At 67.1% G+C, this 25,414-nt stretch carries 22 protein-coding genes; 9 read left to right on the top strand and 13 right to left on the bottom strand.

The genetic code is table 11. The annotated features are described in order from the left end of the window. Window positions 1-140: 140 nt before the first annotated feature. The 8 genes from AC5P6E_RS07425 to AC5P6E_RS07390 all read left to right on the top strand — a co-directional run bounded on the left by AC5P6E_RS07425 (window position 141) and on the right by AC5P6E_RS07390 (window position 10,202). Entirely contained in the window at window positions 141-1,208 is a 1,068-nt protein-coding gene (locus AC5P6E_RS07425) for a GlxA family transcriptional regulator (protein WP_019336511.1), read from the top strand. Between the two features lie 80 nt (window positions 1,209-1,288). Beyond that, window positions 1,289-2,092 carry a redoxin family protein gene (locus tag AC5P6E_RS07420; RefSeq protein ID WP_329836052.1) on the top strand — a complete coding sequence of 268 codons (804 nt, stop codon included), beginning with the start codon at window positions 1,289-1,291 and terminating at the stop codon, window positions 2,090-2,092. Window positions 2,093-2,122: 30 nt separating this feature from the next. Next, window positions 2,123-2,965, top strand: a complete 843-nt coding sequence (gene dsbG / locus AC5P6E_RS07415) for a thiol:disulfide interchange protein DsbG (protein WP_171954463.1) — start codon at window positions 2,123-2,125, stop codon at window positions 2,963-2,965. Between the two features lie 514 nt (window positions 2,966-3,479). Further along, window positions 3,480-4,913: a DcaP family trimeric outer membrane transporter gene (locus AC5P6E_RS07410; RefSeq protein ID WP_329836054.1), complete on the top strand. Its 1,434-nt coding sequence runs from the start codon at window positions 3,480-3,482 to the stop codon at window positions 4,911-4,913. A gap of 76 nt (window positions 4,914-4,989) precedes the next feature. Then, window positions 4,990-6,342: an arginine/agmatine antiporter gene (adiC, locus tag AC5P6E_RS07405; RefSeq protein ID WP_006461445.1), complete on the top strand. Its 1,353-nt coding sequence runs from the start codon at window positions 4,990-4,992 to the stop codon at window positions 6,340-6,342. 20 nt (window positions 6,343-6,362) lie between these two features. Further along, window positions 6,363-8,651, top strand: a complete 2,289-nt coding sequence (locus tag AC5P6E_RS07400; RefSeq protein WP_043402035.1) for an Orn/Lys/Arg family decarboxylase — start codon at window positions 6,363-6,365, stop codon at window positions 8,649-8,651. Window positions 8,652-8,679: 28 nt separating this feature from the next. Next, window positions 8,680-9,582, top strand: a complete 903-nt coding sequence (locus AC5P6E_RS07395) for a cation diffusion facilitator family transporter (protein WP_227199625.1) — start codon at window positions 8,680-8,682, stop codon at window positions 9,580-9,582. A gap of 185 nt (window positions 9,583-9,767) precedes the next feature. Further along, a complete protein-coding gene (locus AC5P6E_RS07390; RefSeq protein ID WP_143994892.1) occupies window positions 9,768-10,202 on the top strand; it encodes a RidA family protein in 435 nt (144 codons plus the stop codon). Here AC5P6E_RS07390 and AC5P6E_RS07385 read toward each other — a convergent pair. The 9 genes from AC5P6E_RS07385 to AC5P6E_RS07345 form a co-directional block, all read right to left on the bottom strand. After that, entirely contained in the window at window positions 10,199-10,912 is a 714-nt protein-coding gene (locus tag AC5P6E_RS07385; protein ID WP_329836059.1) for an energy transducer TonB family protein, read from the bottom strand. The two genes, AC5P6E_RS07390 and AC5P6E_RS07385, sit on opposite strands and share 4 nt — an antisense overlap. Next, entirely contained in the window at window positions 10,905-11,705 is an 801-nt protein-coding gene (locus tag AC5P6E_RS07380) for a ChaN family lipoprotein (protein ID WP_191849583.1), read from the bottom strand. The genes AC5P6E_RS07385 and AC5P6E_RS07380 overlap by 8 nt, the downstream gene beginning before the upstream one ends. Next, window positions 11,692-14,163: a TonB-dependent receptor gene (locus AC5P6E_RS07375; RefSeq protein ID WP_329836060.1), complete on the bottom strand. Its 2,472-nt coding sequence runs from the start codon at window positions 14,161-14,163 to the stop codon at window positions 11,692-11,694. Before AC5P6E_RS07375 ends, AC5P6E_RS07380 begins: the two co-directional genes overlap by 14 nt. Before the next feature lie 64 nt (window positions 14,164-14,227). Continuing rightward, the gene (locus AC5P6E_RS07370; RefSeq protein WP_329836062.1) at window positions 14,228-15,154 is read right to left on the bottom strand and encodes a FecR family protein; all 927 of its coding nucleotides are present in this window, start codon (window positions 15,152-15,154) and stop codon (window positions 14,228-14,230) included. Beyond that, the gene (locus AC5P6E_RS07365; protein WP_019336455.1) at window positions 15,151-15,660 is read right to left on the bottom strand and encodes an RNA polymerase sigma factor; all 510 of its coding nucleotides are present in this window, start codon (window positions 15,658-15,660) and stop codon (window positions 15,151-15,153) included. Before AC5P6E_RS07365 ends, AC5P6E_RS07370 begins: the two co-directional genes overlap by 4 nt. Window positions 15,661-15,784: 124 nt before the next feature. Beyond that, entirely contained in the window at window positions 15,785-16,291 is a 507-nt protein-coding gene (locus tag AC5P6E_RS07360) for a hypothetical protein (RefSeq protein WP_043402059.1), read from the bottom strand. Between the two features lie 108 nt (window positions 16,292-16,399). Further along, on the bottom strand, window positions 16,400-16,624 hold the full coding sequence (locus AC5P6E_RS07355) for a hypothetical protein (RefSeq protein WP_010485009.1): 225 nt from the start codon (window positions 16,622-16,624) through the stop codon (window positions 16,400-16,402). Further along, window positions 16,621-17,322 (bottom strand): glutamine amidotransferase, encoded by a 702-nt coding sequence (locus AC5P6E_RS07350; protein ID WP_329836067.1) that lies wholly within the window; start codon window positions 17,320-17,322, stop codon window positions 16,621-16,623. Before AC5P6E_RS07350 ends, AC5P6E_RS07355 begins: the two co-directional genes overlap by 4 nt. Next, window positions 17,319-18,092 carry a YggS family pyridoxal phosphate-dependent enzyme gene (locus tag AC5P6E_RS07345; RefSeq protein ID WP_329836069.1) on the bottom strand — a complete coding sequence of 258 codons (774 nt, stop codon included), beginning with the start codon at window positions 18,090-18,092 and terminating at the stop codon, window positions 17,319-17,321. Before AC5P6E_RS07345 ends, AC5P6E_RS07350 begins: the two co-directional genes overlap by 4 nt. Before the next feature lie 76 nt (window positions 18,093-18,168). On the opposite strand from AC5P6E_RS07345, the gene ptsJ reads away from it, so the two are divergent. Then, complete coding sequence (ptsJ, locus tag AC5P6E_RS07340) at window positions 18,169-19,455, top strand: MocR-like B6 salvage transcription factor PtsJ (RefSeq protein WP_010485015.1); 1,287 nt, start codon at window positions 18,169-18,171, stop codon at window positions 19,453-19,455. A gap of 102 nt (window positions 19,456-19,557) precedes the next feature. On the opposite strand, the gene AC5P6E_RS07335 is transcribed toward ptsJ, so the two are convergent. From AC5P6E_RS07335 to imuA, 4 genes are all read right to left on the bottom strand, one after another. Next, window positions 19,558-20,064, bottom strand: coding sequence for a hypothetical protein (locus tag AC5P6E_RS07335; RefSeq protein ID WP_019336451.1), 507 nt, complete (start codon window positions 20,062-20,064; stop codon window positions 19,558-19,560). Between the two features lie 81 nt (window positions 20,065-20,145). Next, window positions 20,146-23,256, bottom strand: coding sequence for an error-prone DNA polymerase (locus AC5P6E_RS07330; RefSeq protein WP_099560285.1), 3,111 nt, complete (start codon window positions 23,254-23,256; stop codon window positions 20,146-20,148). A gap of 6 nt (window positions 23,257-23,262) precedes the next feature. Continuing rightward, window positions 23,263-24,672 carry a Y-family DNA polymerase gene (locus tag AC5P6E_RS07325; RefSeq protein WP_329836073.1) on the bottom strand — a complete coding sequence of 470 codons (1,410 nt, stop codon included), beginning with the start codon at window positions 24,670-24,672 and terminating at the stop codon, window positions 23,263-23,265. Window positions 24,673-24,681: 9 nt separating this feature from the next. Beyond that, window positions 24,682-25,296 (bottom strand): translesion DNA synthesis-associated protein ImuA, encoded by a 615-nt coding sequence (gene imuA / locus AC5P6E_RS07320; RefSeq protein ID WP_191863645.1) that lies wholly within the window; start codon window positions 25,294-25,296, stop codon window positions 24,682-24,684. Between the last annotated feature and the right edge of the window lie 118 nt (window positions 25,297-25,414).

The raw sequence follows: 25,414 nt of genomic DNA, 5'->3' as shown, positions 1-25,414 counted from the left end.
GGTCGAGAGTCAAGGCTTGGACCGGGTGCGCGCATTCAGCGCACTTTGCAACTTTCTTCATAGCCCCGCCGATGGGCCAGTTCCTACCCTTCGCCTGAACCGGCCGTTCGATGGCCTGCAACGAACCGAGGAGGTGGTCTGTGGAAGGATTCAGGAACGAAGGATTCGTCGAGATCGCGGTGGTTGAATACCCGGGAGGTGATCCGTCTGCCGCCTCCGTACTGGCCGAAATGGCGCACGTTGCCAATCGCCTTGCCCAGCAGCAGCGCCGGCCGTTCAAGCGGGTGCTGGTCACCCGCTGGATCGTGCCGGCCAGCCAGACTGGTGTGCACCGTATTGCGGGTGCGGAAATGCTCGATGCGGCCATCCCGGCTGTGATTGCGGTTCCCGGCCAGATCAGTGCCGGCGCGTGCCTGCGCGCGGATGAGGTACTGCTGGACTGGCTGCGCGCGCACTATGACGGTGGCAGCCTGCTGGCCGCCGCCAGTGATGGCGTCAGCGTGCTGGCACGGGCCGGATTGCTGGCCGGGCGTACGGTCAGTGGCCCCGATCTCGGGCGCCATCCAGGCCTGCAGGCGCAGGCCGCGAGCTGGGTGCCGAGCGAGCGGGCGCTGGTGGATGACGGCGACCTGCTGACGGTCGGCGGGGGCCAGGCCTGGCGCTTCCTGGGCCTGCGGCTGTTGTACCGGCTGCATGGGCAGGGCGTGGCCAGTGCGGTGGCGCAGCAGCTGGGCATCACCGTGCCCGCCACGATCCAGCAGGATCTGGAACGCTTCAGCGCCAACTTCGCACATGGCGATCGTGATGTATTGAAGGCACAGCGCTGGTTGCACACCACGGCGGCACGCGGCGCCACCCTCGCCGCGATCTGCGAAGTCTCCGGATTGGAGCCGCGCACGCTGCAGCGGCGGTTCCTCAAGGCCACCGGCCTGCGGCCGATCGAGTACTGCCAACGGCTGCGCATCGCCAAGGCGCAGACCCTGTTGCAGCAGGGAGCGGGTATCGATGAGGTGGCCTGGGGCGTCGGCTACGCCGATCAGAGTGCGTTTCGCCGGTTGTTCCTGCGCATCGTTGGCATGACGCCGGCGAACTATCGGCGTCACGTCAGCAGCAAGCGCCGCGAGCGGCCCTTGATGCCGTCGGTGGCGGGCAGTCTGCGCGGGCTGCAATCGCCGTCGGTGATGCAACTGGGGCGCAGCGCGGCCTGATGCGGGCAGCATCGTCGGGCTTGCAACCGGAGCGCGACACTTCGACCATGCAGCCAGTGGACGATTGAACAGGTGGTCTGATGTCGAGCGTTGGGCCGGTGCCGATGCCGGTGGTATTGATTCTCGTGTGCGTAGTGCTGGCGATGGCCGTGGCGCGTCTGTGGCCACGCAGGAAGGACGGCAGGCCGCTGCCTTCCGCACCCAGCATGGTTCTGGACATGCTGCTGGTGGGCCTGCTGTGTGGTCGCATCAGCTTCGTGGCCTTGAACTTCGCGCTGTATCGCGAGGCGCCGTGGAGCATTCTGCAGATTGCCGATGGTGGCTACCACCTCGCGGTTGTCCTGGTTGCGGGATTGGCATGGGGACTGTGGCGGTTGCGCCCATGGCGGGCGTTGCGCGCCCCGGTGCTGGGCGCGGCGTTGGCAGGTGTGCTGCTCTGGGCGGGCGGCAGTCAGCTGTTGTCCGCCTGGCAGGAGCGGCGGATGCCCTTGCCGGTATTGCAGGTTGCTGATCTGCAAGGGGGCAGAGTGGATCTCCAGCAGTTTCGTGGCAAGCCACTGGTGCTGAACCTGTGGGCCAGCTGGTGTGGTCCCTGCAGGCGCGAGATGCCGGTCTTGGCAGCGGCACAGCAGGCACATGCGGACGTGCAGTTCGTGTTCCTCAACCAGGGTGAAACCCTTGAGGAGGTCCAGGGTTTCGTTGCGCGCGAACGGCTCCTGCTGGGCAACGTATTGCTGGACGATGACGCTGCGGCATCCACGGTGCTGGGTGTGCGGGCCTATCCCTCGACCCTGTTCTTCGACGCCGAAGGGCGCCTGCGTGAACTGCACCTCGGCGAACTGACGGCAGCGGGTCTTGAACACAAACTGCGCCGGCTGCGGTAGCCTGCGCGGGCATCTCACTACGGAGTTCCCATGTTGTCGACTTCCCTGCGCACCGCCCCGGCGGTGCTGTTGCTGCCGGTCCTGCTGGCATTGGCCGCCTGCAGCCAGGCACAGACGCCGCCGGGCAAGACCGCCGCGGCACCGGCAGCGAGCGCCACAGCCGCTGCCAACAAGGGCGATCGCCCTGTGGTGCTGAAGGGCATCGAGAAGCATGGGTTCGAGGTCGTCGCCGAATTCGATGCCCCCGGTGGCCTGCGAGGTTTCGCCGGCGTGGTCGGCGGCCAGCAGCCGGCAGCGGCCTATGTCACTGCTGATGGCAAGCATGTACTGGTCGGCAGCCTGTTCGATGCGGAGGGCAACGATGTAGCCGCTGAGGCCGTTGAGAAGCTGGTGGCCTCGCCGATGTCGGCCAAGATGTGGACCAAACTGGAATCCAGCGCCTGGGTACGTGACGGCAAGGCCGATGCGCCGCGCGTGGTCTATACCTTCAGCGATGCCAACTGCCCTTACTGCCACAAGTTCTGGGAAGCGGCACGGCCGTGGGTCGATGCGGGCAAGGTGCAGTTGCGTCACATCATGGTCGGCGTCATCCGCGAGGACAGCCCGGCCAAAGCGGCGGCCATCCTCGCAGCCCGTGACCCGAGTGCAGCGCTGCTGCAGAACGAGCACGATTTTGATCGCGGTGGCATCAAGGCGCTGCCGAACATCAGCCGCGAGATTGCTGGCAAGCTCGATGCCAATCAGGTACTGATGATCGAAATGGGCTTCCAGGGCACGCCGGGCATTCTGTTCCAGGACGCACAGGGCCAGGTACAGCGTCGTGCGGGCCTGCCGCAGGGTGCCGATCTGCAGACGGTGCTTGGCCCGCGCTGAGTGGCGCCAGCCTCATGAAACATTGCACAGGCCCGCATGGCAGCATGCGGGCCTGTCGCATTCTGTGGCCGGTCTTCCGGTTGCAGGCCTGCGCAACGTTGGTTCATCGTCACGTCTGAATCGTGACTGACATCAAGCATCGCGCCTTGATTCCAATCAAGGCCAAAAACGACAGGCGGATTAGCCTGTGACGCATGGAATACAGCGTCACTGCGCGACGGATGCCGCGCTCGCCACGCCCTGATCAGGGTCGGCCGGCACAGCCATTCACGACATTCTCACTCCGTGCTTGTTACCCAGACCGCTGCGGTCGCCACCTCTTTGGCAGCGCGGCCTTGATGGAGTCGACGTCGGTGCGGGCAGGGCAGTGTCATCGTCCTGTTGCCTGCAGTGCGCAGGCTGGCCGCCGCCGTCGACGCAGTATCCGCATTTCCAGCAACGGCAACGTGGGGCCGGAGCCGCGCATGCGTGCGTTCGGCCTGCGAGATGAACATGGACGTCCAGGGAGGATGCAATGCGCGTGGCGGTACTGAGTCTGGCCTGCTTGACCGCATTGGCGATCACGCCGGCATATGCACAGGCTGATGACAAGGAGGACGCGCAGGCGCTGCGCCGTGAGATCGTGGCGATGCGTCAGGTACTGGAAGGCATGCAGCAGCGGCTGGATCGGCTTGAGCAGCGCGATGGCGCGGTTGCGCCTGCCATCGCGCAGATCCCTGCGCCTGCAATTGCACCTGCAGGCGCTACCCATCTGCTGCATCCCACCCAGGTGCCGGGCGTGGCACAACCGGTGCTGCCACAGCGTGAATCGGTGGCCGATCCTTCCACCGCGGCATCGCGACCGGACAGTGCGGCCGGCCCAACCGACCCGGATCTGAAGGGTTTCTTCGCCATTCCCGGCACCGATACGGTGATCCGCATCGGCGGCTACGCCAAGCTCGATGCCATCGCCGATTCGCGCGCAGCCGGCGACGAAGATCAGTTCATTCCTTCGTCGATGCCAGTGGGCGGCCGTCATCGTGACGTGTCCAATTTCAACATCCATGCCAAGCAGACCCGCTTCAGTTTCGAGGCGCGGCGCCCGACCTCGCACGGGAACCTGCGCTTCTACCTGGAGAACGACTTCTTCGGCAGCAGTGATGGTTACGAATTCCGCCTGCGACACGCCTATGGCCAGCTCGGCAATACCTACGCGGGCTACGGCTATTCCAGCTTCATGGATCCGGACAGCCTGCCTGACACGCTGGATTTTGCAGGTCCGGGTGGTGCGGGCTATCTGCTGGTGGCCGGCATCCACCACAGCTTTGCGATGGGCAAGGGCAACACCCTGACTGTTGCCGCCGAAGATCCTAAGACTGAACTTGCCGGTGCCAGCGATGAGCGCACGGCGGTGAACCGGCTGCCGGATGTGACGGTGACGGCGCGCATGGAGCGCGACTGGGGCCACCTGCAACTGGGCGCGGTGGCACGCAGCCTGGCCTATGACGGTGACGATGAGCGCGACCGGCGCATGGCCGGTGGCCTGCAGCTGAGCGGATCGGCGTCGGTGGGCGAGCGCGACCTGCTGCTGTTCGGTGCCCTCGGTGGGCGCGGCCTGAGCCGTTACACCGCTGACCTGACCGGCTCCGGGCTGGACGCGGTGGTCGGTGCCGATGGCCGCCTTGATGCGCTGGACCTGCACGGTGGTTTCGTTGGCTACACCCATTACTGGTCCGAGCTGTGGCGTTCGAACCTGATCGTCGGCCAGCTGACCCTGGAGCGGAATGCTGCACTGGCGACCGACGCATTCCGTCAGAGCCGCTACGGCGTGTTCAACCTGATCTGGAGCCCGGCACCGTCGTGGACGATGGGCATGGAGCTGCTGTACGGGCGCCTGGAACAGCAGGGCGGCGCGCGCGGCGACACGGTCCGGGTGCAGGGCAGCCTGCAATACAACTTCATCAAGTAAGCGCCAGCGGCGTTACGCCAGCGCAACCGTCCCCACGCCCGGCCGCACCGGGCTCATGCCAGTACAGGAGATTGTCATGGCAGAAGCAAAGAAAATCGGGGTGGTCGGAGCCACCTTCCTCGTCGCCGGCAACATGATGGGCTCAGGCGTGTTCCTGCTGCCCTCCAGCCTGGCCAAGATCGGTACCGCCTCGATCTGGGGCTGGTTGATCACCACCGCCGGTGCGCTGCTGCTGGCGTTCGTGTTCGCCAAGCTGGGCAAGCTGGCGCCCAAAGCGGGCGGTCCATACGCCTATGCGCGCGACTGGTTCGGGCCCTACATGGGCTTCCAGACCAATACGATCTACTGGTTCGCCAACTGGATCGGCAACGTCGCCATCCCGATTGCGGCGGTCGGCTACTTCAGCTACTTCTTCCCGATCCTGTCCGAGCCACTGGTGCGCTGCATCGCGGTGCTGGTGCTGGTGTGGGCGCTGAGCTTCGCCAACATGATCGGCCCGGCCTTCGTCAGCCGTGTGCAGACGGTCACCACCAGCTTCGCACTGGTGCCGATCCTGGGCATCGCCATCTTCGGCTGGTTCTTCTTCGATGCCGACATCTTCAAGGGCGCCTACAACGTGTCCGGTGAATCCAACTTCGGCGCGATCTCCAGTGCTGCGGCATTGACCCTGTGGGCCTTCATCGGCGTCGAATCCGCTTCGGTCACCGCCGGCGTGGTGGAAAACCCGGAAAAGAACGTGGCCCGTGCCACCCTGGCCGGTGTGTTCCTGGCTGCCATCGCCTACATCGCCAGTTCCTCGGTGATCATGGGCATGGTGCCCAACGGCGAGCTGCAGACCTCCGATGCGCCGTTCGCGCTGGCTGCGGCCAAGGCCGTCGGTGGCTGGGGCGGTGCGCTGGTCAGCCTGTGCGCCTTCATCGGCGCGGCGGGTTCGCTGGGCGGCTGGATCCTGCTGACCGCACAGAGCGCCAAGGCGGCGTCCGACGACGGGCTGTTCCCGAGCATCTTCAGCAAGACCAACAAGGATGACGTGCCGGTCAAGGGCGTGCTGATCGTAGCGGTGCTGATGACCCTGGCGGTGCTGGTCACCTCCACCTCGGAAACCGCGTCGGCCCAGTTCGACGTCATCACGTCGGCCGCCGTGGTACTGACCCTGCTGCCCTACATCTACTCGTGCGTGGCCTGCTACTTCGTGGTCGAGCGTTCGCACACCCTGGTCCATACCGGTGCGTTCTGGACCCTGACCAGCCTGACCGTTGTGTACTGCCTGTGGGCGATCTACGGCTCGTCGGGAACCATCGTGCAGTACGCCTTCCTGTTCGTGCTGTTCATCACCGTGTTCTATCCCTTCTTCAGCGAGGAGCGCCGCCAGCAGCGGCAGCGCGCCCGCGAGGCATCGGCCATCAGCGCCGGCGCCCAGCGTTCCTGAGTTCGACAAGGAGAATCAACGTGTACTTCAAGTCCCTGGACTATCCGGTCATTGTCATCGACAACGACTACGAGTCGCCGCGCATCGGCGGCATCCTGATCCGCGCCCTGGTGGAAGAACTGCGCAGCAACGACCAGCGCGTGCTGTGCGGCCTGAACCTGGATGATGCCCGTGCTGGCGCCCGCACCTACGTAGCGGCCTCGGCAGTGCTGATTTCGATCGATGGCAGCGAAGAGGTGGACGGCGAGTTCCAGCGCCTGACTGCCTTCCTGCGTGAGCAGAGTGCGCGCCGCGCCAACCTGCCGGTGTTCCTGTACGGCGAGCGCCGCACCATCGAGAAGGTGCCGAGCAAGCTGCTCAAGTACATCCACGGCTTCATCTTCCTGTTCGAAGACACCAAGAGCTTCATCTCGCGGCAGGTGATGCGCGCAGCCGAAGACTACATGAAGAACCTGCTGCCGCCGTTCTTCAAGGCGCTGATCCATCATGCGGCCGAGTCGAACTATTCCTGGCATACGCCGGGCCATGCCGGTGGCGTGGCGTTCACCAAGTCGCCGGTGGGGCGTGCATTCCACCAGTTCTACGGCGAGAACACCCTGCGCAGCGATCTGTCGATTTCGGTGCCGGAGCTGGGCTCGCTGCTCGACCACACCGGCCCGATCAAGGATGCCGAGGAAGAAGCGGCACGCAACTTCGGCGCCGACCATACCTTCTTCGTCACCAATGGCACCTCCACCGCCAACAAGATCGTCTGGCACGGCACGGTGGCGCGCGGTGACGTGGTGTTCGTCGATCGCAATTGCCACAAGTCGCTGCTGCACGCGCTGATCATGACCGGTGCAGTGCCGGTGTACTTCACCCCAAGCCGCAACGCGCACGGCATCATCGGCCCGATCAGCCTGGACCAGTTCACGCCGGAGTCGCTGCAGCAGCGCATTGCTGCCAACCCGCTGGCCAGCCAGGCCTACCAGGCCGGTTCCAAGCCACGCATCGCAGTGGTCACCAACTCGACCTATGACGGCCTGTGCTACAACGCCGAGAAGATCGCTGATGAGATCGGCAGCGCGGTCGATTTCCTGCACTTCGATGAAGCCTGGTACGCCTACGCCGCGTTCCATCCGTTCTACGAGAACCACTACGGCATGGCCAAAGGCAAGCCCCGTGAGCAGGATGCGATCATCTTCACCACGCATTCAACCCACAAGCTGCTGGCGGCGTTCTCGCAGGCCTCGATGATCCATGTGCGCAACTCGGCGCAACGCAACCTGGACGCCGAGCGCTTCAACGAGTCGTTCATGATGCACACCTCGACCAGCCCACACTACGGGGTGATCGCGGCCTGCGACGTGGCCTCGAAGATGATGGAAGGCGAGGCTGGCCGTTCGCTGGTGCAGGAGATGCACGACGAGGCGATCGCGTTCCGCCGCGCGATGCTGCACGTCCGTGACGATCTGGGCCGCGACGACTGGTGGTTCAGTGTGTGGCAGCCGACCCAGGTCGAGCGCAGCCTGGACAAGGGTGATACGCCGGCGCCGCTGGTGGCCAAACGCGAGGAGTGGTACCTGCAACCGGATGCCCATTGGCACGGCTTCGAGAACCTGGTCGATGACTACGTGCTGATCGACCCGATCAAGGTGACCCTGCTGACCCCGGGCCTGGCGATGGACGGCAGCATGGGCAAGCTGGGCATCCCGGCGGCGGTGCTCAGCAAGTTCCTGTGGGGCCGCGGCATTACCGTGGAGAAGACCAACCTGTACTCGGTGCTGTTCCTGTTCTCGATGGGCATCACCAAGGGCAAGTGGAGCACGCTGGTCACCGAGCTGATGGCATTCAAGGAGCTGTATGACCGCAACGCGCCGCTGAGCCAGGCACTGCCGACGCTGGCGGCCGACTATCCCAATGCCTACGCCGGCTGGGGCCTGCGTGACCTGTGCGATGCACTGCATGCGTTCAACCAGGAATTTGCGGTGGCCAAGGTGATGCGCGAGATGTACGTGGATCTGCCGACCCCGGTGATGACCCCGGCCGATGCCTACAACCACCTGGTCAAGGGCGAGATCGAGCGGGTCGACATCGAGCAGCTCAGTGGCCGCGTCGCCGCGACCATGCTGGTGCCGTACCCGCCGGGCATTCCGACCATCATGCCGGGCGAGCGCTTTGGCGACAGTGACGAGCCGATCATCCAGTCGCTGCGCATCGCCCGCGAACAGAACGCTCGTTTCCCGGGCTTCGAGTCGGACGTGCACGGGCTGATCATCGAGCAGGAGGGTGATGCGGTTTCGTACAAGGTGGAGGTGCTGAAGGCCTGACCGGCAACGGTCGGCCGTTCGGCGGACGATGGATACCGCGCGCGAGCAACGCATCCTGAAGTTCTCCATCGGGGTCACCCTGGCGGTGAGCGCGGTCGGCTTCGGCGGTGGCCTGCTGGTGGGATCGCAGGCCATCCTGTTCGATGGCGTGTACAGCCTGGTCGACGTCGCGCTGACCCTGGTGTCGTTGTCGGTGCTGCGGCTGGTGGCGCGGGAACAGAGCCCGCGCTTCCAGTACGGCTACTGGCACCTGGAGCCAATGGTCGAGGCACTCGGTGGGGTGATCCTGTCGCTGGCCTGCGTGTATGCGCTGGCCAACGCGGTGATTGGCTTGACCACGGGCGGGCATGAAGTGAAACTCGGGCCCGCGCTGTGGTGGGCGGCACTGCTGAGTGCCAGCAACCTGGCGATGGCGCTGTTTGTCGCCCAACGAGCGCGGCATCTGCGCTCGGCGCTGTTGTGGCTGGACGTGCGTGGCTGGCTGCTGGGTGGGTTGATGAGCCTGGCGGTGGTACTGGCCTTCGTACTGGCCCTGGCCCTGCAGGGGGGCGAATGGCACCACTGGGTGCCGTACCTGGATTCGATCGTGCTGGCGTTGATCAGCCTGGCGGTGCTGCCGGTGCCGGCGCGCAGCGCGTGGAAGGCCATGCGTGAAGTACTGCAGGTGGCGCCGGATGATCTGGACCGGCGCGTGCAGCAGGTGATGCAGGCATTCGTGGCCGAGCGCGGTTATGCCGGTTTTACCAGTCACGTGGCGAAGATGGGGCGGATGCGCTTCATCGAGATCCATGTGCTGGCCGACCCAGGTACGCCGCTGGGGTCGGTGGGCGAGGTTGATGCGATGCGCGATGAAATCGCGGTACGCCTGGATGCGCGGGGCAGCACGTTCTGGCTGACCATCGATTTCACGGCAGACCCGGCGTGGACGTGAGCGGGGAACGGTAGAGCCGAGCCCATGCTCGGCTGCCATTCGCGCAGCGCAGCCGAGCACGGGCTCGGCTCTACACGTCGGCGTGATCGTTACGCGTGGCAGACCAGTCTGTTGCACCGGATCTGTTTGACCTCAACCAGAGTTGAGGTCGCAGACTGTCTCGCATCCCCTACGAGGCATGCGGCATGAACCTGCTGACCACCCCGGACCTCAGTCATGGCCTGCTGGAACTGTTCAATCCCCCGGGGCTTTACGACTCTTCCGCCAACGGGTACTCACACGTTGCCGTGGTGCGGTTGCCGGCGCGCGTGATCCATATCGCCGGGCAGGGCGGTGAAGATGCCGAGGGCCGTCTCTCACCCAGCTTCGAAGACCAGGTCGGGCAGGCGCTGGACAACCTGCAGACTGCGCTGCGCTCGGCGCAGGCAAGCCTGGCCGACGTGGTACGGCTGCGTATTCTGGTGGTCGACCACGACGAGGACCGGCTGGGCATCATCGCCCATCAGGTGCGGCGGCGCTGGCCGAACCGCGCGGCGCCCACCTGCACGCTGATCCCGGTGCCGCGGCTGGCGCTGGACGGCATGTTGTTCGAGATCGAGGCGGAGGCCTATGCCGCCTAGCGCAGGTAGTACTCCACGGGCACCACCCGCTCCTGCGGTGCCTTCAGTTCATCGGGAATGGGCGGCAGCGGCTGCGCGCGACGGAAGGTCTGCAGCGCGGCGTCATCGAGCATCGGCTGGCCACTGGACTGCTCCAGCCGCAGCGCCAGCAGGCGACCTTCGCGGTCGATGCTGGCCCTGACCCACGCAGTGCCCTGCTGCCGGCGCGAGCGCGCGGCGGCAGGGTAGTAGCGGTAACGCTCCAGCCGCGCCATCAGGCGGGCTTCCCACTGGTCGCTGGCGGCGCCGGCCTGGAAGTCTGCCGGTGGCGCGTCTGGAGCGGGCGGCGCGGCCGTGATCGATGCCGGTGCGGGACTTGCATCGGTCGCGGCCGCAGGCGGGGCGACTGGCAGTGGCTGGCGGCCCGTCCCACCCGTTTCGCTGGCGGCCAGCTCTCCCTCGCGCGCCGCCGTAGGCTTGGGTGGCGGCGGCGACTTCGTGGGCTGCGAGGCGCGGGCCTGCTGCGCCTGGCTGGGGGTCTCGGCCTGGCGTTCCTCTACCGGCTGTGGCGGCGCGGCCGGTGCCAGCAGGCGCAGGCTGATGCGCACGTCCTGTTCCGGTGGCGGCAGCATGGGTGGCGTCGCGACCCAATGCACCAGCAGCAGCAAGGGCAGCAGATGAAGGCCGATGGTGATCGCGATGGCCTGCCAGTGTTGGCCGCGCTCACTCATCGTCCAGCACCCACAGCAGATCTGCATCGGCGGCGTCGACCGATTCGCCGGGTGACGCAAGTGCGATCACCAGAGACGGCGCTTCTGGCGGCAGGTAGCCAGGCACGCCGGTGCCGCGCAGTACATGCCAGCGGCCGGCAACCAGCAGCGCCGGTGCAGGCGCATGGGTCAGCACCTGCGCCATGCGGCTATCGCGGGCCTGCTGCACGGCCAGCATGCCGTCCAGCATCGGCGCGGCCTCTGTATGCTGGGCCAGCACCACCGCCGAAAGGCGTTGCCGTGCAGTGGCAACCGGGAACCGGACTGCCTTGGTCGAAGCCAGCAGTGTGTTGACCTCGGCGCGTGACAGGTTGCCACCGAACAGGGGCGTACCCGCAGCGGTGGCGTCCTGTACCAGCCCGCCATAGGCCGTCCACGGCCAGCGCGCATCCCAGTCAAGCAACTCCTGCAGGCGCGTATCGTCGGCGTGGTTGCCCTTGGCCAGCCAGCGCTGCACCCGCTGCAGGCGTGGCTGGCGCTCACTGGCGATCATCTCCAGTACCAGGGCAGCCTGCGGGCGTTGGTGTTGCAGGGCCTGCAGCAACCAGCGCTGGGCGGCGTGGTCGCCGGCCAGGTCATGGCGCTCGCCGAGCAGCATCCGTTGGGCTGTGGCCGCGCGCTTCACGAAGGCGGCCTCGTCCAGGGGCTGGCCACTGGCCAGGTCGATCACCGTGCCGGGCATCGGCTGCGCGCTGGTCACTGTGGCCAGCGCGAGCATGCATACGGGCAGCCAGCGACGGCTAGAACGCCACATTGACGCCCATCGAGACGGTGCGGCCACGGCCGTTGCCGCGGTCCAGGATCGGGCTGAAGATGCTGTCGATCGAGGCATTGTTGTCATAGGCTTTGTTCTGCAGGTTTTCGATGTTCAGCCACAGGGTTGTATTGGCCTGCGGCTTGAAGCTGGCGTAGAAGTCCAGCAGCACGCCGGTGCCGCCGGTCTTGCGGGTCTGGAAGAAGTCGTAGCCTTCCTCGGTCGGCCCGGAGTACTCGGCACGCAGGCCGGCCTGCACGCGCTGCTGCCACCAGCGGCCACCCACGTCCAGCGTCCAGTAGCGGTCGGGCAGCGCGGTGATGTCTTCCAGGTTGACGAACTCGATGGCCGGCGCACTGGTACGCGAGCGGGTCCAGCTCAGCGTGGCGTGGTAGTGCTCGCTGGCGTAGTGCGCCTCCAGCTCGATGCCGCGCATGCGCACGATGCCTGGGTGGTTCATCCAGCGCGTGGTGGCGCTGAAGTCGTCGGCGTCCAGCACATCGGTCCAGGCATTGAGCTGCGGATCGCTGTCGATCGGCACCACGAACGGTTCCACTTCCGGCGGATGCACGATCAGCAGGTACTGCGGCTTGATGTAGTCGCGGATGCGGTTGTCGAAGCGGGTGACCCGCAGTTGTGCCAGGTCACCCTCGACCAGCAGCGAGTCGGTGCTGAGGTTGGCGCCGAACTGCAGGTTGCGCGAGCGCTCGCGGCGCAGGAACGGATTGGCGCCGATGCCGTCGGCGACGCTGGCGTCCTCCAGTGGGATCTTCTCGAAGAACATTTCCTGCACGCGCGGCGGCCGCGACGTGCGCGAGACCTCGGCGAACAGCTGCAGCCAGTCGGTAGCTTGCAGTGAAACCGCCAGGCTCGGGCTGAGTGCACGCTCAGTGCGACGCACGCCGATGTCGCCGCCATTGATCTCCGTGCATTGGCCCGGCACATCCGAACACACCGGAATATGGCCACGGATGCCGAAGCGGTCCTGGCGCAGTCCTGCGGTCAGGGCATAGATGTCGTACTGAAGCTCCAGCGTGCTGAACACACTGTCCAACTGGCTGCGACCCTGCGGGTTGGCACCGCGCAGGATGGGCGTATCGGCGACGTAGATGTCCGATTGGTGCTTGATGCCGGTGTTCCAGCGCGCCTGCAGTGCGCCGATGTCGAAGCGGCTGGTGTTGTCGAGGGTCCAGCTGCTCAGGCTGCTGTGGGTGCGGCGGCCGATGTAGCTTGAATCTTCCACCGGCGGATAGAACAGCCGGGTCTTGTTGCTCGCGAAGGTCGCGCGCAGGTCGATCCATGGCGAATAGGGTGTGTAGTGGTAGCTGGCGCGCTGGTTGCGCGCGGAAATCTGCCACGGGTAGTTGTGGTAGAAGTCGTTTTCGTAACGCATGTGGCTCAGGTCCAGCCGATGCTGGTCGCTGGGCTGCAGGCGTGCTTTCAGCAGCCAGCTGCTGGGCTGCTGGCTGCCGGGGTCGGCGTTGTTCTTCTGCCCACGCGCGGTCGCGTATTCGCTGCTGCGGCTGCTGCTGGCGGCGGCCAGCAGGCCGAACTGACGGTCGCCACCTTCTTCGCTGTGGCGCCATGCACCGGCGAAGGTGCGGCCGCTGCCATAGCCGTTGTTGCCATGGCGATAGCCGGCGCGCAGGCCCCAGTCACGGCCCTCACCCAGCAGATCGTCGATATCCAGGGTGCGGAAGTTGGCACTGCCGGCCAGCGTACCAGCGCCGTCACCGCCAGCGACCGCACCGCGCTGCACGTCCACACCGGCCAGCAGGAAGGGATCGACATAGGCGAACGGACCGCCCGAACCATGCCCGGCATTGTTGCGGAAGGTCTGGGTGACACCGTCGATCATGGTGTTGACCCGGCCGGCACCGGTCATGCCGCGGATGTTGACCTGCAGGCCCGGCTGGCTGCGCGAATGGAAGCTGTGGGTGCCGGGCATCGAGCGCAGCAGGCTGTTGCCTTCCTGGCGTTCGGCCATCGCCACGCGCTCGCTGCCGACCGAGGGCGCAAAGCCATCGCGGATGGCCGGTACATACTGGCTGGCGCCGGCCCCCGGTGCCTGGCCGTGCGCGGTAGTGCCCTGCACCCGCAGCGGGCCGGTGCGACGGCTGCCATCGATGCGTTCAGCCGGCGCCGGTTCCAGGGCGGCGCGGCGCGCATCGACGAAGCGCGGTCGCAGGCCGCTGCCTGCCAGCAGGCGTGACAGGGCCTGCGCATCGTCGAAGTCACCGCGCAGAGCAGGGGCCGAATGACCGGCAGGCAGCGCCGCGCCGATCACCAGGTCGACACCGGTCAGCCGGCTGTAGGCGTCCAGCGCGGCCGCCAGCGGCTGGGCGGGCAGATCGTAGGTGCGTGTGGCGGTCTGTGCGTGGGCACTGCCGGGCAGCAGCGGAAGGGCGCTGGTGCAGGCCAGCGACAGGGCAAGGACAAGGGGGCGGGGGCACAGCATCGGGGGCTCCAGGGGCTGACGCAGAACGTCGTCATCCTGGGTAGACGCAGTCGCAGGCCGGATGTCAGGGTCCATCACGCTGCTCCCTGCGTGGCGGCAGCCACACCTGTATGCCCGCGCCGAGGCGCAGCACGCGCACCTGCAGTTGCGTGGCCAGCTGGTCGCGATTGCTGGCTGCACCGTCGGCACTGCCGAGCAGGGTGACCGGCTGCTGGCGCAGCTGCTCGCCGACGACCCACGTATGCCCGCCATGCCAGCGGTCCAGGCCCTGCGTGACGTCGGCCAGCGGGGCCGAGACCCAGTGCAGGCGCCGCTCGCGCCAGGCCAATGTTCCGGGGGCAGCCGTTGTTGCATGGGCTGTTGCCTGCCCATCGAAGCGCAGCTGCTCGCCGTCGTCGGCCAGCATGCTGACGTTGCCGCTGTCCACGCGCACGCGATGCTCGGTAACGGTGACCACACTGCTGTTGCCCTGCACGGCAAGATCGAATGCGGTCCCCAGTGCAGTGACGGTGCCCTGTGGGGTATGCACCTGGAATGGCCGGTCGGCATCGGCGGCGACCTGGAACCAGGCCTGGCCGCGCTGCAGCTGGAGCTGGCGGCGCTGCCCATCGATGCGCACCTTCACTTCGCTGCCAGGTGACAGCAGGACATGCGAACCATCCGGAAGAGTTTCCTCGCGGATCTCGCCAGCGGCCGTACGCAGTACCTGTGCCACGGGTGGCGAGGCATGGCGGCTGTAGAGACCCAGCGCGCACAGCAACAGAACCGCAATGCCGGCTTCGCGCAGGCGACGGCGTTGCCTGCGCTGCTGTTGCCGCTGCAGGCTGGGCGTCGCCGCACCGGCCTGCCACAACTCCTGCAGGTGCAGGTACTGCGCCGCATGGCGTGGATCGGCCCGGCACCATTGCTCGAACGCGTTCTCATCGCGGTCACCGTCGTGCGCATCCAGCCACCAGCGTGCAGCTTCGCGTGTAATGGTCTCCTGGCTCATGCGCCCGGCACCTGCTGCAATGCGACCAGGGCGCGCAGCAGATGGCCGTGCGCGGTCTGCCGGCTGATCCCCAGCTGGCGCCCGATCTCGGCCAGCGCCAACTGTTCCACACGGGCCAGCAGGAACACCTGGCGCGAGCGTGGCGGCAGCGCGGCGATGATCGCGTCGAGGTGGCGCAGTTGTTCGGCGTCGAGCAGTCGCTGCTCGGGCAGGGGCGCAGGATCGGCGATGGCATTCAACTGCGTGTCATCCAGCACCTCTTCGCGACGGCGCTGGCGTTGCCGGTAGTGATCGGCGATCAGGTTGTGGGCGACGCGGTACAGATAGGCGCGGCCATTGCCCAGCAGGCCACTGGTGGCGACTTTGACGACACGCAGCCAGGTTTCCTGGACGACGTCATCAGCGTCGCTGCGTTGCGGGAGTTTGCGGCGGACATGGGCGTGCAGCGGCCGGTAATGGGCTGCGCACAGCTGCGCGACATCCGTCGGTTCGACAGGCGTGGACACGTGGCGGGCGACAACTGGGAAAGGGAACAGCCCGCGGCGGCAAGGGCAGCGGCTGCACCTTACAGCAAAAGAGAATCATTTGCATCTATGGCATGAGGCGCAGTACACATGGGCCACCGCAGCGTCAGCGCGGGCGGTAGTCGCAGTGGATCTGCAGGGCTTCGGTGGGGTTGCGATGCAGCTCGAAGCCGCAATGCTGCAGGCTGCGCTTCACCTGCGCGACCGCTTCGGCATGATGGGCGACGCGACGATCCTGCCAGCGCGGTGGGGTGAATACGCCCAGAGGCAGCAGCCGCAGCCGCTTGCCGTGCAGTACCAGTGAGACATCGATATGACGGCCATCGATGTCGTGGCCGTTGGCACCGAAGATGGCATCGATCTCATCGCGGCGCTGCGGGTAGCAGGTGCGGAACACTGCAATGCCGAGCCGTCGCACCACGCCGCGGAAGCCACCGATACGGCTGTGGCTGGGTTCGAAGCCGCGAGTGAGCAGCAGGCGCAGCCCGGCAGGCAGCATTGCCTGCGCGTCGAGCAGGCGTTGCAGTACCTCTTCTTCCAGTTGGATACGGGTGGAGGGCCAGCGCGGGGCGATCAGCAGTCCGTGGTGGCTGCCGCGTTGCAGGGTCAGCATCCGTGAAGCTTCGCACGCGGGCGAACAGCCAGGGTAGTGCCGGCCGCTGGCCGGCAAACCTGTTCTCCCGTCGGATGCCGACCAGCGGCCGGCACTACCATCGTCGGGTCAGATGTCGCGGTACTGGATCTGCGAAGCCAGTACGCGCAGGCCATCGGCATTGCTGGACAGGATGCGCTCTTCGCTGACCCCTTTCTGCCGTTTCAGCTGGAAGCCCTGATCGGCAGGCAGCTGTGCGGCGATGGCGTCCATGCGTTGCAGGGCATCGGGGCCGCTGCAGTCGAAGTGACCCCAGTGGGCGCCATCGCGGTGGATCTGCAATCGGTAGTTCATTGTGGTGTCTCCGGCAGGTCCTGCAGCCAATGGTCGAACATCGCGGTGGCGGCCGCAGCCAGTGGTGCGCCATAGCGACGCGCCTGCGCGCGAAGGTCGTTGGGATCGATGCCGGTCTGGGCCAGCTCCAGCGTGTGGCCGATCAGCCAACGCTCGAACTGGCGGGCGTCCAGTTCCGGATGGCATTGCAGGGCCAGTGCGTGGCTGCCGATGGCGAATGCCTGGTGACGGCAGGCCGGCGTGCTGGCCAGGCGGCGTGCACCGGCCGGAAGTTCGAACGCTTCACCATGCCAATGCAGTACCGGAATGCCCTGCAGGGACTGCAGCGGAGAACGCTGGCCTTCATCGGTCAGCAGCAGTGGCGCAAAGCCGATTTCCTTGCCACCACTGGGAGCGACACTGGCACCGAGTGCCCGCGCCATCAGCTGTGCACCCAGGCAGATGCCCAGGGTCGGCCGCTGCCGCTGCAGCCGGCGCTGCAGCAGGGCAATGCTGTCGTTGACGAAGGGATAGGTCCCTGTGTCATTGGCACTGATGGGACCGCCCAGCACGACCAGCAGATCGGCGGTTTCGGTGCCATCGAGCACATCGACGCCGGCCTGCAGCACGTGCAGCTGCCAGCCCTGCGCCAGCAGCAACGGTTTCAGGGTGCCGAGGTCTTCAAAGGCAACGTGTTGCAGGACAACCGCGTGCTTCATGCCGGTGCTCCGCTGTTCGGCCAGTAGAAACTGTCCGGGGTGGCACGGGCACCGAAAATGGCCTGGCCGACGCGGACCACGGTGGCACCTTCCTCGATGGCCACTTCGAAATCACCGGACATGCCCATCGACAGCTGCGACAGGTCCAGGCCGGGCGGGGCGGTGCGTTGCAGCTGGTCGCGCAGTTCGCGCAGGCGCACGAAGCAGGCGCGCACGCGCTCGACATCGGGGGTGAAGATGGCCAGGGTCATCAGGCCGCGCACGTGCAGGTGATCGAAGGCCGGCAGCTGCTGCACGAAGGCCTCGACCGCGTCGGGTTCCAGGCCGTACTTGCTCGGTTCGGCCGAGGTGTTGACCTGCACGAACACATCCAGCGTGCGGTCTTCCAGTTGCAGGCGCTGCTGCAGGGCCTCGGCTACGCGCAGGCTGTCCAGCGCCTGGAACTCGCTGGCAAAGCGCGCCACGTAGCGCGCCTTGTTGGTCTGCAGATGGCCGATCACCGACCAGTGCACGCCCAGGTCGGCCATCGTTTCAGCCTTGCGTTGTGCCTCCTGCACCTTGTTCTCGCCCAGTTCGTGGCAGCCTGCGGCTACCGCCATGCGGATGCGGGCGTCATCGACGGTCTTGCTGACCGGCAGCAGGCGCACGCTGGCCGGGTCCCGGCCGACGCGGGCGCAGGCATCGGCGATGCGTTGGCGCACCGTGACCAGGTTGGCGGCGATCTGTTCAACGGACTGGGCGACGGGCCAGTCGGCAGCGGCAAGGGGCATGCGGGCACCTCCAATGCAGGGTGGCCAGGGTGGGATACACTGGCACAGGACAAGAGATATTTTGGCATAGGACAAAATGAAAATCACCGGGCATAGCGCCGAGTCGATCTTCGACAGCATCCGCGACGGCATCGGCAAGGGCCGCCTTCCGGCCGGCAGCGTGTTGCCGCCGGTGCGTGAACTGGCCGAGCAGCTGGGAGTGAACCGCAACACCGTGGCTGCTGCCTACAAGCGCCTGGATGCGGCGGGCCTGGCCAGCACGGCGGGCCGCCGCGGCACGGTGGTGCGTGGCCTGCCGCCGCCGCTGGCGCGTGAAGGCAGTACGCCCGGGCTGGCCCTGCAGGACCTGGCCGGTGGCAACCCGGATCCACGCCTGCTGCCGAACCTGCGCCTGGCCCCGGCCGCACCACGGCTGTATGGCGTGGGCACGGTCGACCCGAGGTTGGAGGCGCTGGCACGCGCCTCGCTGGATGCGGACTGCCCGGAGGGCTATGCGCTGGAACTGACCCATGGCGCGGTCGATGGCATCGAACGCCTGCTGTCGGCGTGGCTGCTGCCGGGGGATCGCATCGCGGTGGAGGATCCGTGCTTCCTCGGCAGCCTCAACGTGCTCAACGCTGTGGGCCACGCGCCGTTGCCGGTGGCGGTGGACGCGCATGGCATGCAGGTCGATTCGCTGCGGCAGGCACTGGAGGCCGGTGCACGCGCGGTGTTGCTGACCCCGCGGGCACACAACCCGACCGGGGCCAGCCTGGATGCGAAGCGGGCGCGGGCGTTGCGGCAGTTGTTGGCGGCCTACCCGCAGGTGGCGGTGTTGATCGACGATCACTACGCGCTGCTCTCGCAGCAGGCCTATCACTCGGTGCTGCCGCTGGATGGCCGGCGCTGGGCGCTGCTGCGTTCGTTGTCCAAACCGCTCGGCCCGGACCTGCGGCTGGCCTGGCTGGCCTGCGATGAAGAGACCGCGATGCGGCTGCGGCTGCGATTGGCGTCCGGCACCGGCTGGGTCAGTCACCTGCTGCAGGATGCGGCGACCTCGGTGCTGTCGTCGGCAACGCAGCGGGCGAAGATCGCTTCGGCAGGTGAGCGTTACCAGCAGCGCCTGCGCTCGCTGCAGGAGTTGCTGCATGCGCGTGGCCTGCCGACACCGTTGCCGATGGAAGGATTGAACCTGTGGCTGCCGTTGCAGGCCGACAGCCATCCGCAGGTGCTGGCCCTGGCTTCGCGTGGATGGCATGTGCGCGCGGGCGAAGTGTTCTCGGTGGCAGCGCCGGGGCATGGCCTGCGCATCACCTGCGCTGCGCTGGGGGCAGCGCAGCTGCGGCAGCTGGCGGATGACCTGGCGGCGGTGTTCGCTCTGTAGCGTCGAGCCATGCTCGACGTTGCTTCGCCTTTGTAGAGCCGAGCCATGCTCGGCTGCTGTTGATAGAAGCAGTCGAGCATGGCTCGACGCTACACAAGCAGATCAGGGCGCGGCGTTGGCGCCGGGGCGCACGTAGTAGGACTGGCCGCTGTCATCGACGAACATCAGCTCCGGCTTGCCCTGCCAGGAGGTGAGCATGGCGCCGGTGTTGTTCTGGTGCTTGACCATCAGGCTGGCGCCGCGGTCCGGGTTGGCGACGACCTTGAATACTTCAGTGGTGCCGGTGGCATCGTCCAGGGTCAGCAGGGCTTCGCCGCCGCGGTCGCTGGTGCCGTAGCCGCCGCGTTCGGAACCATCGGGACCGAGCAGAATCAGGCCTGACAGGGCGGTGGCACGCGGCCCCTGGGTGCGGCCCTGGCTGAGCGGATCGGGAACCGGTGCGCCGAGGATCACCCGCGGCTGGCCGCTTGCATCGTGGATGACCAGCCCGCGCGCCTCGATGATGCGCTGTGGTGATTGGCTGCGATGCAGGCTCCAGGCGGTCCAGCCGGAAACCAGCAGGGCGAGGGTCGAGACCACCAGGGTGGTCAGCAGCAGCGCACGGGGCATCGGGTCGTCCTTCCTTGGATGTGCCGACGATAGCGGATGCGGACCGGCAATGGCCAGTTCGTTGTGTGACGTTGTGTATCGTCAGTGGAAATCGCGGCTGTGGCTGCGCAGTCCCTGCAGCAGTTCATCCAGGCAGTGCATGCGCTGCACGATGACGTGCTGCACGCCATCGACGCGTTCCAGGCGGCCATCGATCTGCATCAGCTGGGTATCGACCAGCACCCGGTGCTGGCGATCGGCCAGGTGTCGCCAGACCACGGCGTTGACCATGCCGGTCTCATCTTCGAGCGTGAGGAAGGTGACGCCGCTGGCGGTCTGCGGGCGCTGGCGCATGCGTACCAGGCCGGCGATGCGCACGCGACGGCCATGGCCATGCCCGGCCAGTTGTGCAGCGTCCAGACAGCCACGGCTGCGCAGCTGCGCGCGCAGGAACGAGATCGGGTGGCGGCCAAGTGTGGTGCCGGTGCTGCGATAATCGGCCTGCATGTCCTCCCAGGCGCTGGGCAGGGGCAACGGCACACGGGCTTCGGCAGTGGCGCGGGCCTGGTCGAACAGTGGCAGCCGGTTTTCCACGCCGGAGATATCCCAGCGTGCACGATGGCGATGGCCACTGAGCCCACGCAGTGCACCGGCATCGGCCAGCAGGCCCTGCTGGCGGCGGTCCAGTGCGGTGCGCTGGCACAGGTCGCCCACATCGTCGAACGGGCGCTGCGCACGTTCGCGCATGATGGCCTGCACGACGGGTTCGTTGCAGCCATCGATCAGGCGCAGGCCGAGCCGGATCGCCGCCGGTCCCTTGCTGAAATCCAGCGTGCAGTCCCAGTCGCTGTGGCGCACGTCCACCGGCAGCACGCCGATGCCATGGCGGCGTGCATCCTGCAGCAGCTGGTCGGGGCTGTAGAACCCCAGCGGCTGGCTGTTGATCAGGCTGGCGGTGAACGCGGCGGGATGATGGCACTTCAGCCAGCAGCTGTTATAGGTCAGCAGGGCGAAGCTGGCAGCATGGCTTTCCGGGAAACCGTAATCACCGAAGCCCTTGATCTGCTCGAACAGGTGCTCGCCGTAGTCGCGGCTGAAGCCATTCTTCAACATGCCGGCCAGCAACTTCTCCCGATGCGGTTCCAGGCCGCCACGACGCTTCCATGCCGCCATCGAGCGGCGCAGGGCATCGGCTTGCCCAGGTGTGTAACCTGCTGCTTCCACTGCCAGCTGCATCACCTGTTCCTGGAACAATGGCACGCCCAGCGTACGCGCGAACACGCGTTCCAGCTGCGGTGGGTAGAGCGGATTGTCCGGATCGTTCAGTGCCTCCGGGCCTTGCTCGCGCAGGATCCTCCGCCGTTCCAGATAGGGGTGCACCATGTCACCCTGGATCGGGCCGGGGCGCACGATCGCCACTTCGATCACCAGATCGTAGAAGCAGCGCGGCTGCAGGCGTGGCAGCATCGCCATCTGCGCACGCGATTCGATCTGGAACACGCCGATGGTGTCGGCGGCGCAGATCATGTCGTAGGTCTTCGTATCCTTGGCAGGGATCGCATCCATGCGTCCACTGTGCAGGCCGTGCTGCTGCAGCATCGCCAGGCATTTACGGATGGCGGTGAGCATGCCCAGCGCCAGGCAGTCGACCTTCATCAGGCCGGTGGCATCCAGATCGTCCTTGTCCCACTGGACGACGGTGCGGTCGGCCATCGCCGCGTTTTCCACCGGTACCAGCGTCGACAGCGGGTGCTCTGAAATCACGAAGCCGCCCGGGTGCTGCGACAGGTGGCGCGGGAAATCGATCAGCTCGGTGGTCAGTGCCAGCAGCCGCCGCATCAGCGGTGTTTCCGGATCAAAGCCGCGCTCGCGCAGGGTCTCCGGCAGTGGTACGTGGCCGCCCCAGTGGTCCATCGCCGCGCCCAGTTCGTTGACCTGGTCCATCGGCAGGCCGAGTGCACGGGCCACGTCGCGGATCGCGCTGCGGCCACGGTAGCTGATTGCTACTGCGGTCAGTGCGGCGCGCTCGCGGCCATAGCGCTTGAACACGTACTGCAGCACTTCTTCGCGGCGCTCGTGCTCGAAATCGATGTCGATATCCGGTGGCTCGTCGCGCTCGGCGGAGATGAAGCGCTCGAACAGCAGGTTGCTGCGCGCCGGGTCGATCTCGGTCACGCCCAGCACGAAGCACACCGCGGAGTTGGCCGCCGAGCCGCGCCCCTGGCAGAGGATGTCCTGGCTGCGGGCGAAGCGCACGATGTCCTGCACGGTGAGGAAGTAGGAGGCGTAGTTCTTCTGCTTGATCAACGCAAGTTCGTGTTCGATCTGCTCGCGCTGTGCCGGCTGGATGCCGTTCTTCCAGCGCCACGGGATGCCACGCTCGACCAGCACGCGCAGCCAGCTGTCCGGATCATGCCCTTCGGGCACCAGCTCACGCGGATAGGTGTACTGCAGCTGTTCCAGGGTGAAGTGGCAGCGCTCGGCGATGCGCAGGGTCTCGACCAGCAGCTCAGGCGGGTACAGCTGGGCCAGCGCGGTGCGCGGGCGCAGGTGGCGCTCGCCGTTGGGAAACAGGCGCCAGCCGGCCTCGGCCACACTGCAGCGGTGGCGGATCGCGGTCAGCGTGTCCTGCAGGGCGCGGCGGCGGCGTACGTGCATGTGCACATCACCACTGGCCACCAGCGGCAGGCGATGGCGTTCGCCGAAGGACTGCAGCTGTTGCAGGCGGCGTGCATCGTCGTGTTCGTGGTGCAGCTCCACCGCCAGCCACAGCCGATCATCGAAGCCGGCGCGCAGCAGTTCCAGGTCGGTGGCGGCCGGTTGCCGGTCCAGCCACAGGCACAGCAGGCCGACGGGCAGGCCGAGAAGGTCCTCGCGCAGGCAGCGGTACTCGCCCTTGGCGGCCCGCCGCCGGCAGGTGGTGATCAACTGGCAGAGCCCCGTATAGGCGGCCTGGTCGGTGCACAGCAGAGCCAGTTTCGGCCCATCCTCGACCTGGAATTCGGCGCCGACAATCAGCGCCACGCCATGCGTCTTCGCCGCCTGCCAAGCGCGTACGATGCCGGCCAGCGAGCATTCGTCGGTGATCGCCAACGCTCGATAGCCTTGGCCGGCGGCGCGCGCGAACAGTTCTTCGGCGATCGAGGCGCCACGCTGGAAACTGAAGGCCGACAGGCAGTGCAGTTCGGCGTAGCCGGGCAGTTCGTCGTGCATGGCGGCTCAGCCGAACCAGCCGTGCAGCATCCACGGCGCATGCGGGTCGTTGCGCTCACGAAAGACCCAGCCGCGCTGGCCGTGAGCAGTTTCCACCACGTAATAGTCGCGCCGTGCATCGGCCTGGTCCCACCAGCCCGATTCGATCCGCTCCGGTCCGGTGACGATGCGCAGCCGCGGATCACGCAGTGGTTGCGGCGTGTCCAGCAGCCAGCCGGGGCGCAGTGGCCAGTACGACGGAGGCTTGGCTGGCGGCTGGATGCCACTGGCGCGTTCGGGGCGATGGTCGGCCTGCACCGCCAGCGGCTGCACGGCGTCATCGCCCAGCCGCGCGCGCAGGCGCTCGCGCAGCTGGTTCCAGGGCATCGCCTGTGCCGGCCGGGTATCGAACAGGTCACGCGCGGCGGGCACGAACGGTGGCAGCTGCTCGGCCTGCAGGCGCAGTGCGCGGCTGCCGGCCGGCAGGGCAAACGCTTCCATGCGGTTGCGTGCGATCTCGAACAGCAGCGCGGGATCGCGCTCGGGCGCCAGCAGGCCGATGGTCAGCACGCTGGCCGGCAGCATGTCGTGCTCGAAATGCAGGTCGAAACGCTGCACGCCACCATCGCGCGAACACAGGAACGCGGCCAGATCCAGCAGCAGGCGCCGCAGCGGAAACAGCAGGGCCTGGCTGGATTCGATCTCGTATTCGAATTCGATGCGCGCATCGAACCGGTCCGGCGGCTGGTAATAGCGCAACGGCGCGCTGCCCAGGCCGCGCACGGCATCCAGCTGCTGCAGCACCTCGGGGGCGAAGCGGCGGGCCAGGCTTTCGCGTGGCAGATCGAAGGCCGCGCCCAGCGTGCGCAGGCCGGAGCGTGCCAGTACGGTCACCGCATCAACGGGCAGGCCACTGCGCGCCAGTGGCAGCTGCGCCAGTGCGGCGGGCAGTTGCTGCGCGTCGATGCCAAGGCCATCGTGCACATTGGCCAGCACGCGCGCGGCATGCGGGTTGGGGGCGGCGACCAGGCGATGGCGGAAGCCCAGTTCGTGCAGGCCGTGGCGCAGGCGTTGTTCGATCGTCAGCCAATCGCCGAACAGGGCACGGCTGGCACCGATCTCCAGCACCAGCGCATGCGGAAAATCGAGGCTGACCTGCGAGCTGTAGGCATAGGCCCAGCTGGCCAGCAGCTGCCGGGTCTGCTGTTCGGCGTTGGGATCGTAATCGTGCAGATGCAGGTCCTGCACCAGTACCTGCGCAGCCGACAGCAGCATGCCCGGGCGCAGCCCCGCTGCGCGGGCGGCCGGGCTGACCGCACGCAGTACGCGACGCTGTGCCGGCCCCTGCAGCAGCACCAGTGGCCGCTGCGGGTCGGGCTGCAGGCGCAGCACGCTGTCCAGCGCCAGCTGCGGCAACAACAGGCAGGCCCAGTGCATGGCGCGGCCTCAGTGGGCGATGGCCAGTGGCAACGGCTGCGCTGGCGGCAGGCCGCCACGGCACTTCAGCACCCGCACCTGGCCGTGGTCGAGCTGCAGGCGCAGGCTGGCCGGGGAAGGATTGCGTGCTGCCTGCGCCTCGCGGAACACGAAGCCCAGGCACTGGCCGCTGTCGGCCGCCACCTGCAGGCGGCGCAGTGAGCGGTCATCGGGCTGGTGTGGCCAGCACAGCACTGCTGCACAGGCGGCCGAGCGCAGGCACTGCTCGGTGGCCCACAGCGCTTGTTTCGGCGCGGCGTGGATGATCTGCAGCTGGGTCAGATCCAGCCCGGCCGCTGCCCAGGCCGGAGCGTGCGGGCGATAGGGTGGGGCGACCAGCACGATCGGGCGGTCGCGCTGGCTCAGCTTCGCCAGCGCTGGCCAGACCAGAGCCAGTTCGCCGACGCCGGGCGCGGCCTGCAGTACCTCGCATAGCCCGCTGCTGGGCCAGCCGCCGCCGGGCAGGCGCGCATCCAGTGCCGGGTGACCGCTGGCCAGATGGTCGCTGGCCGGCCCCTGGCGGGCCGGGCCGCGCCACAGCTGGCGGCCGTCAAGCAGCCGGTCGAGGGCGACGACGGCACCCATCAGCGGGTCCTCCAGGGGAGGCGCCGGGCAGGCTGGAAGCGGCAGGAACGGGCGGAAACGGCGGGCATGACGCGAGTATCGACGGGCCGGTATCAGGGGCTGAGACCGGACATGCTAC

Source organism: Stenotrophomonas sp. YJH_SMC_16, from assembly GCF_059367875.1.
The sequence above is the reverse complement of the archived record's forward strand: the minus strand, read 5'-3'. Positions and strand labels throughout refer to the sequence as shown.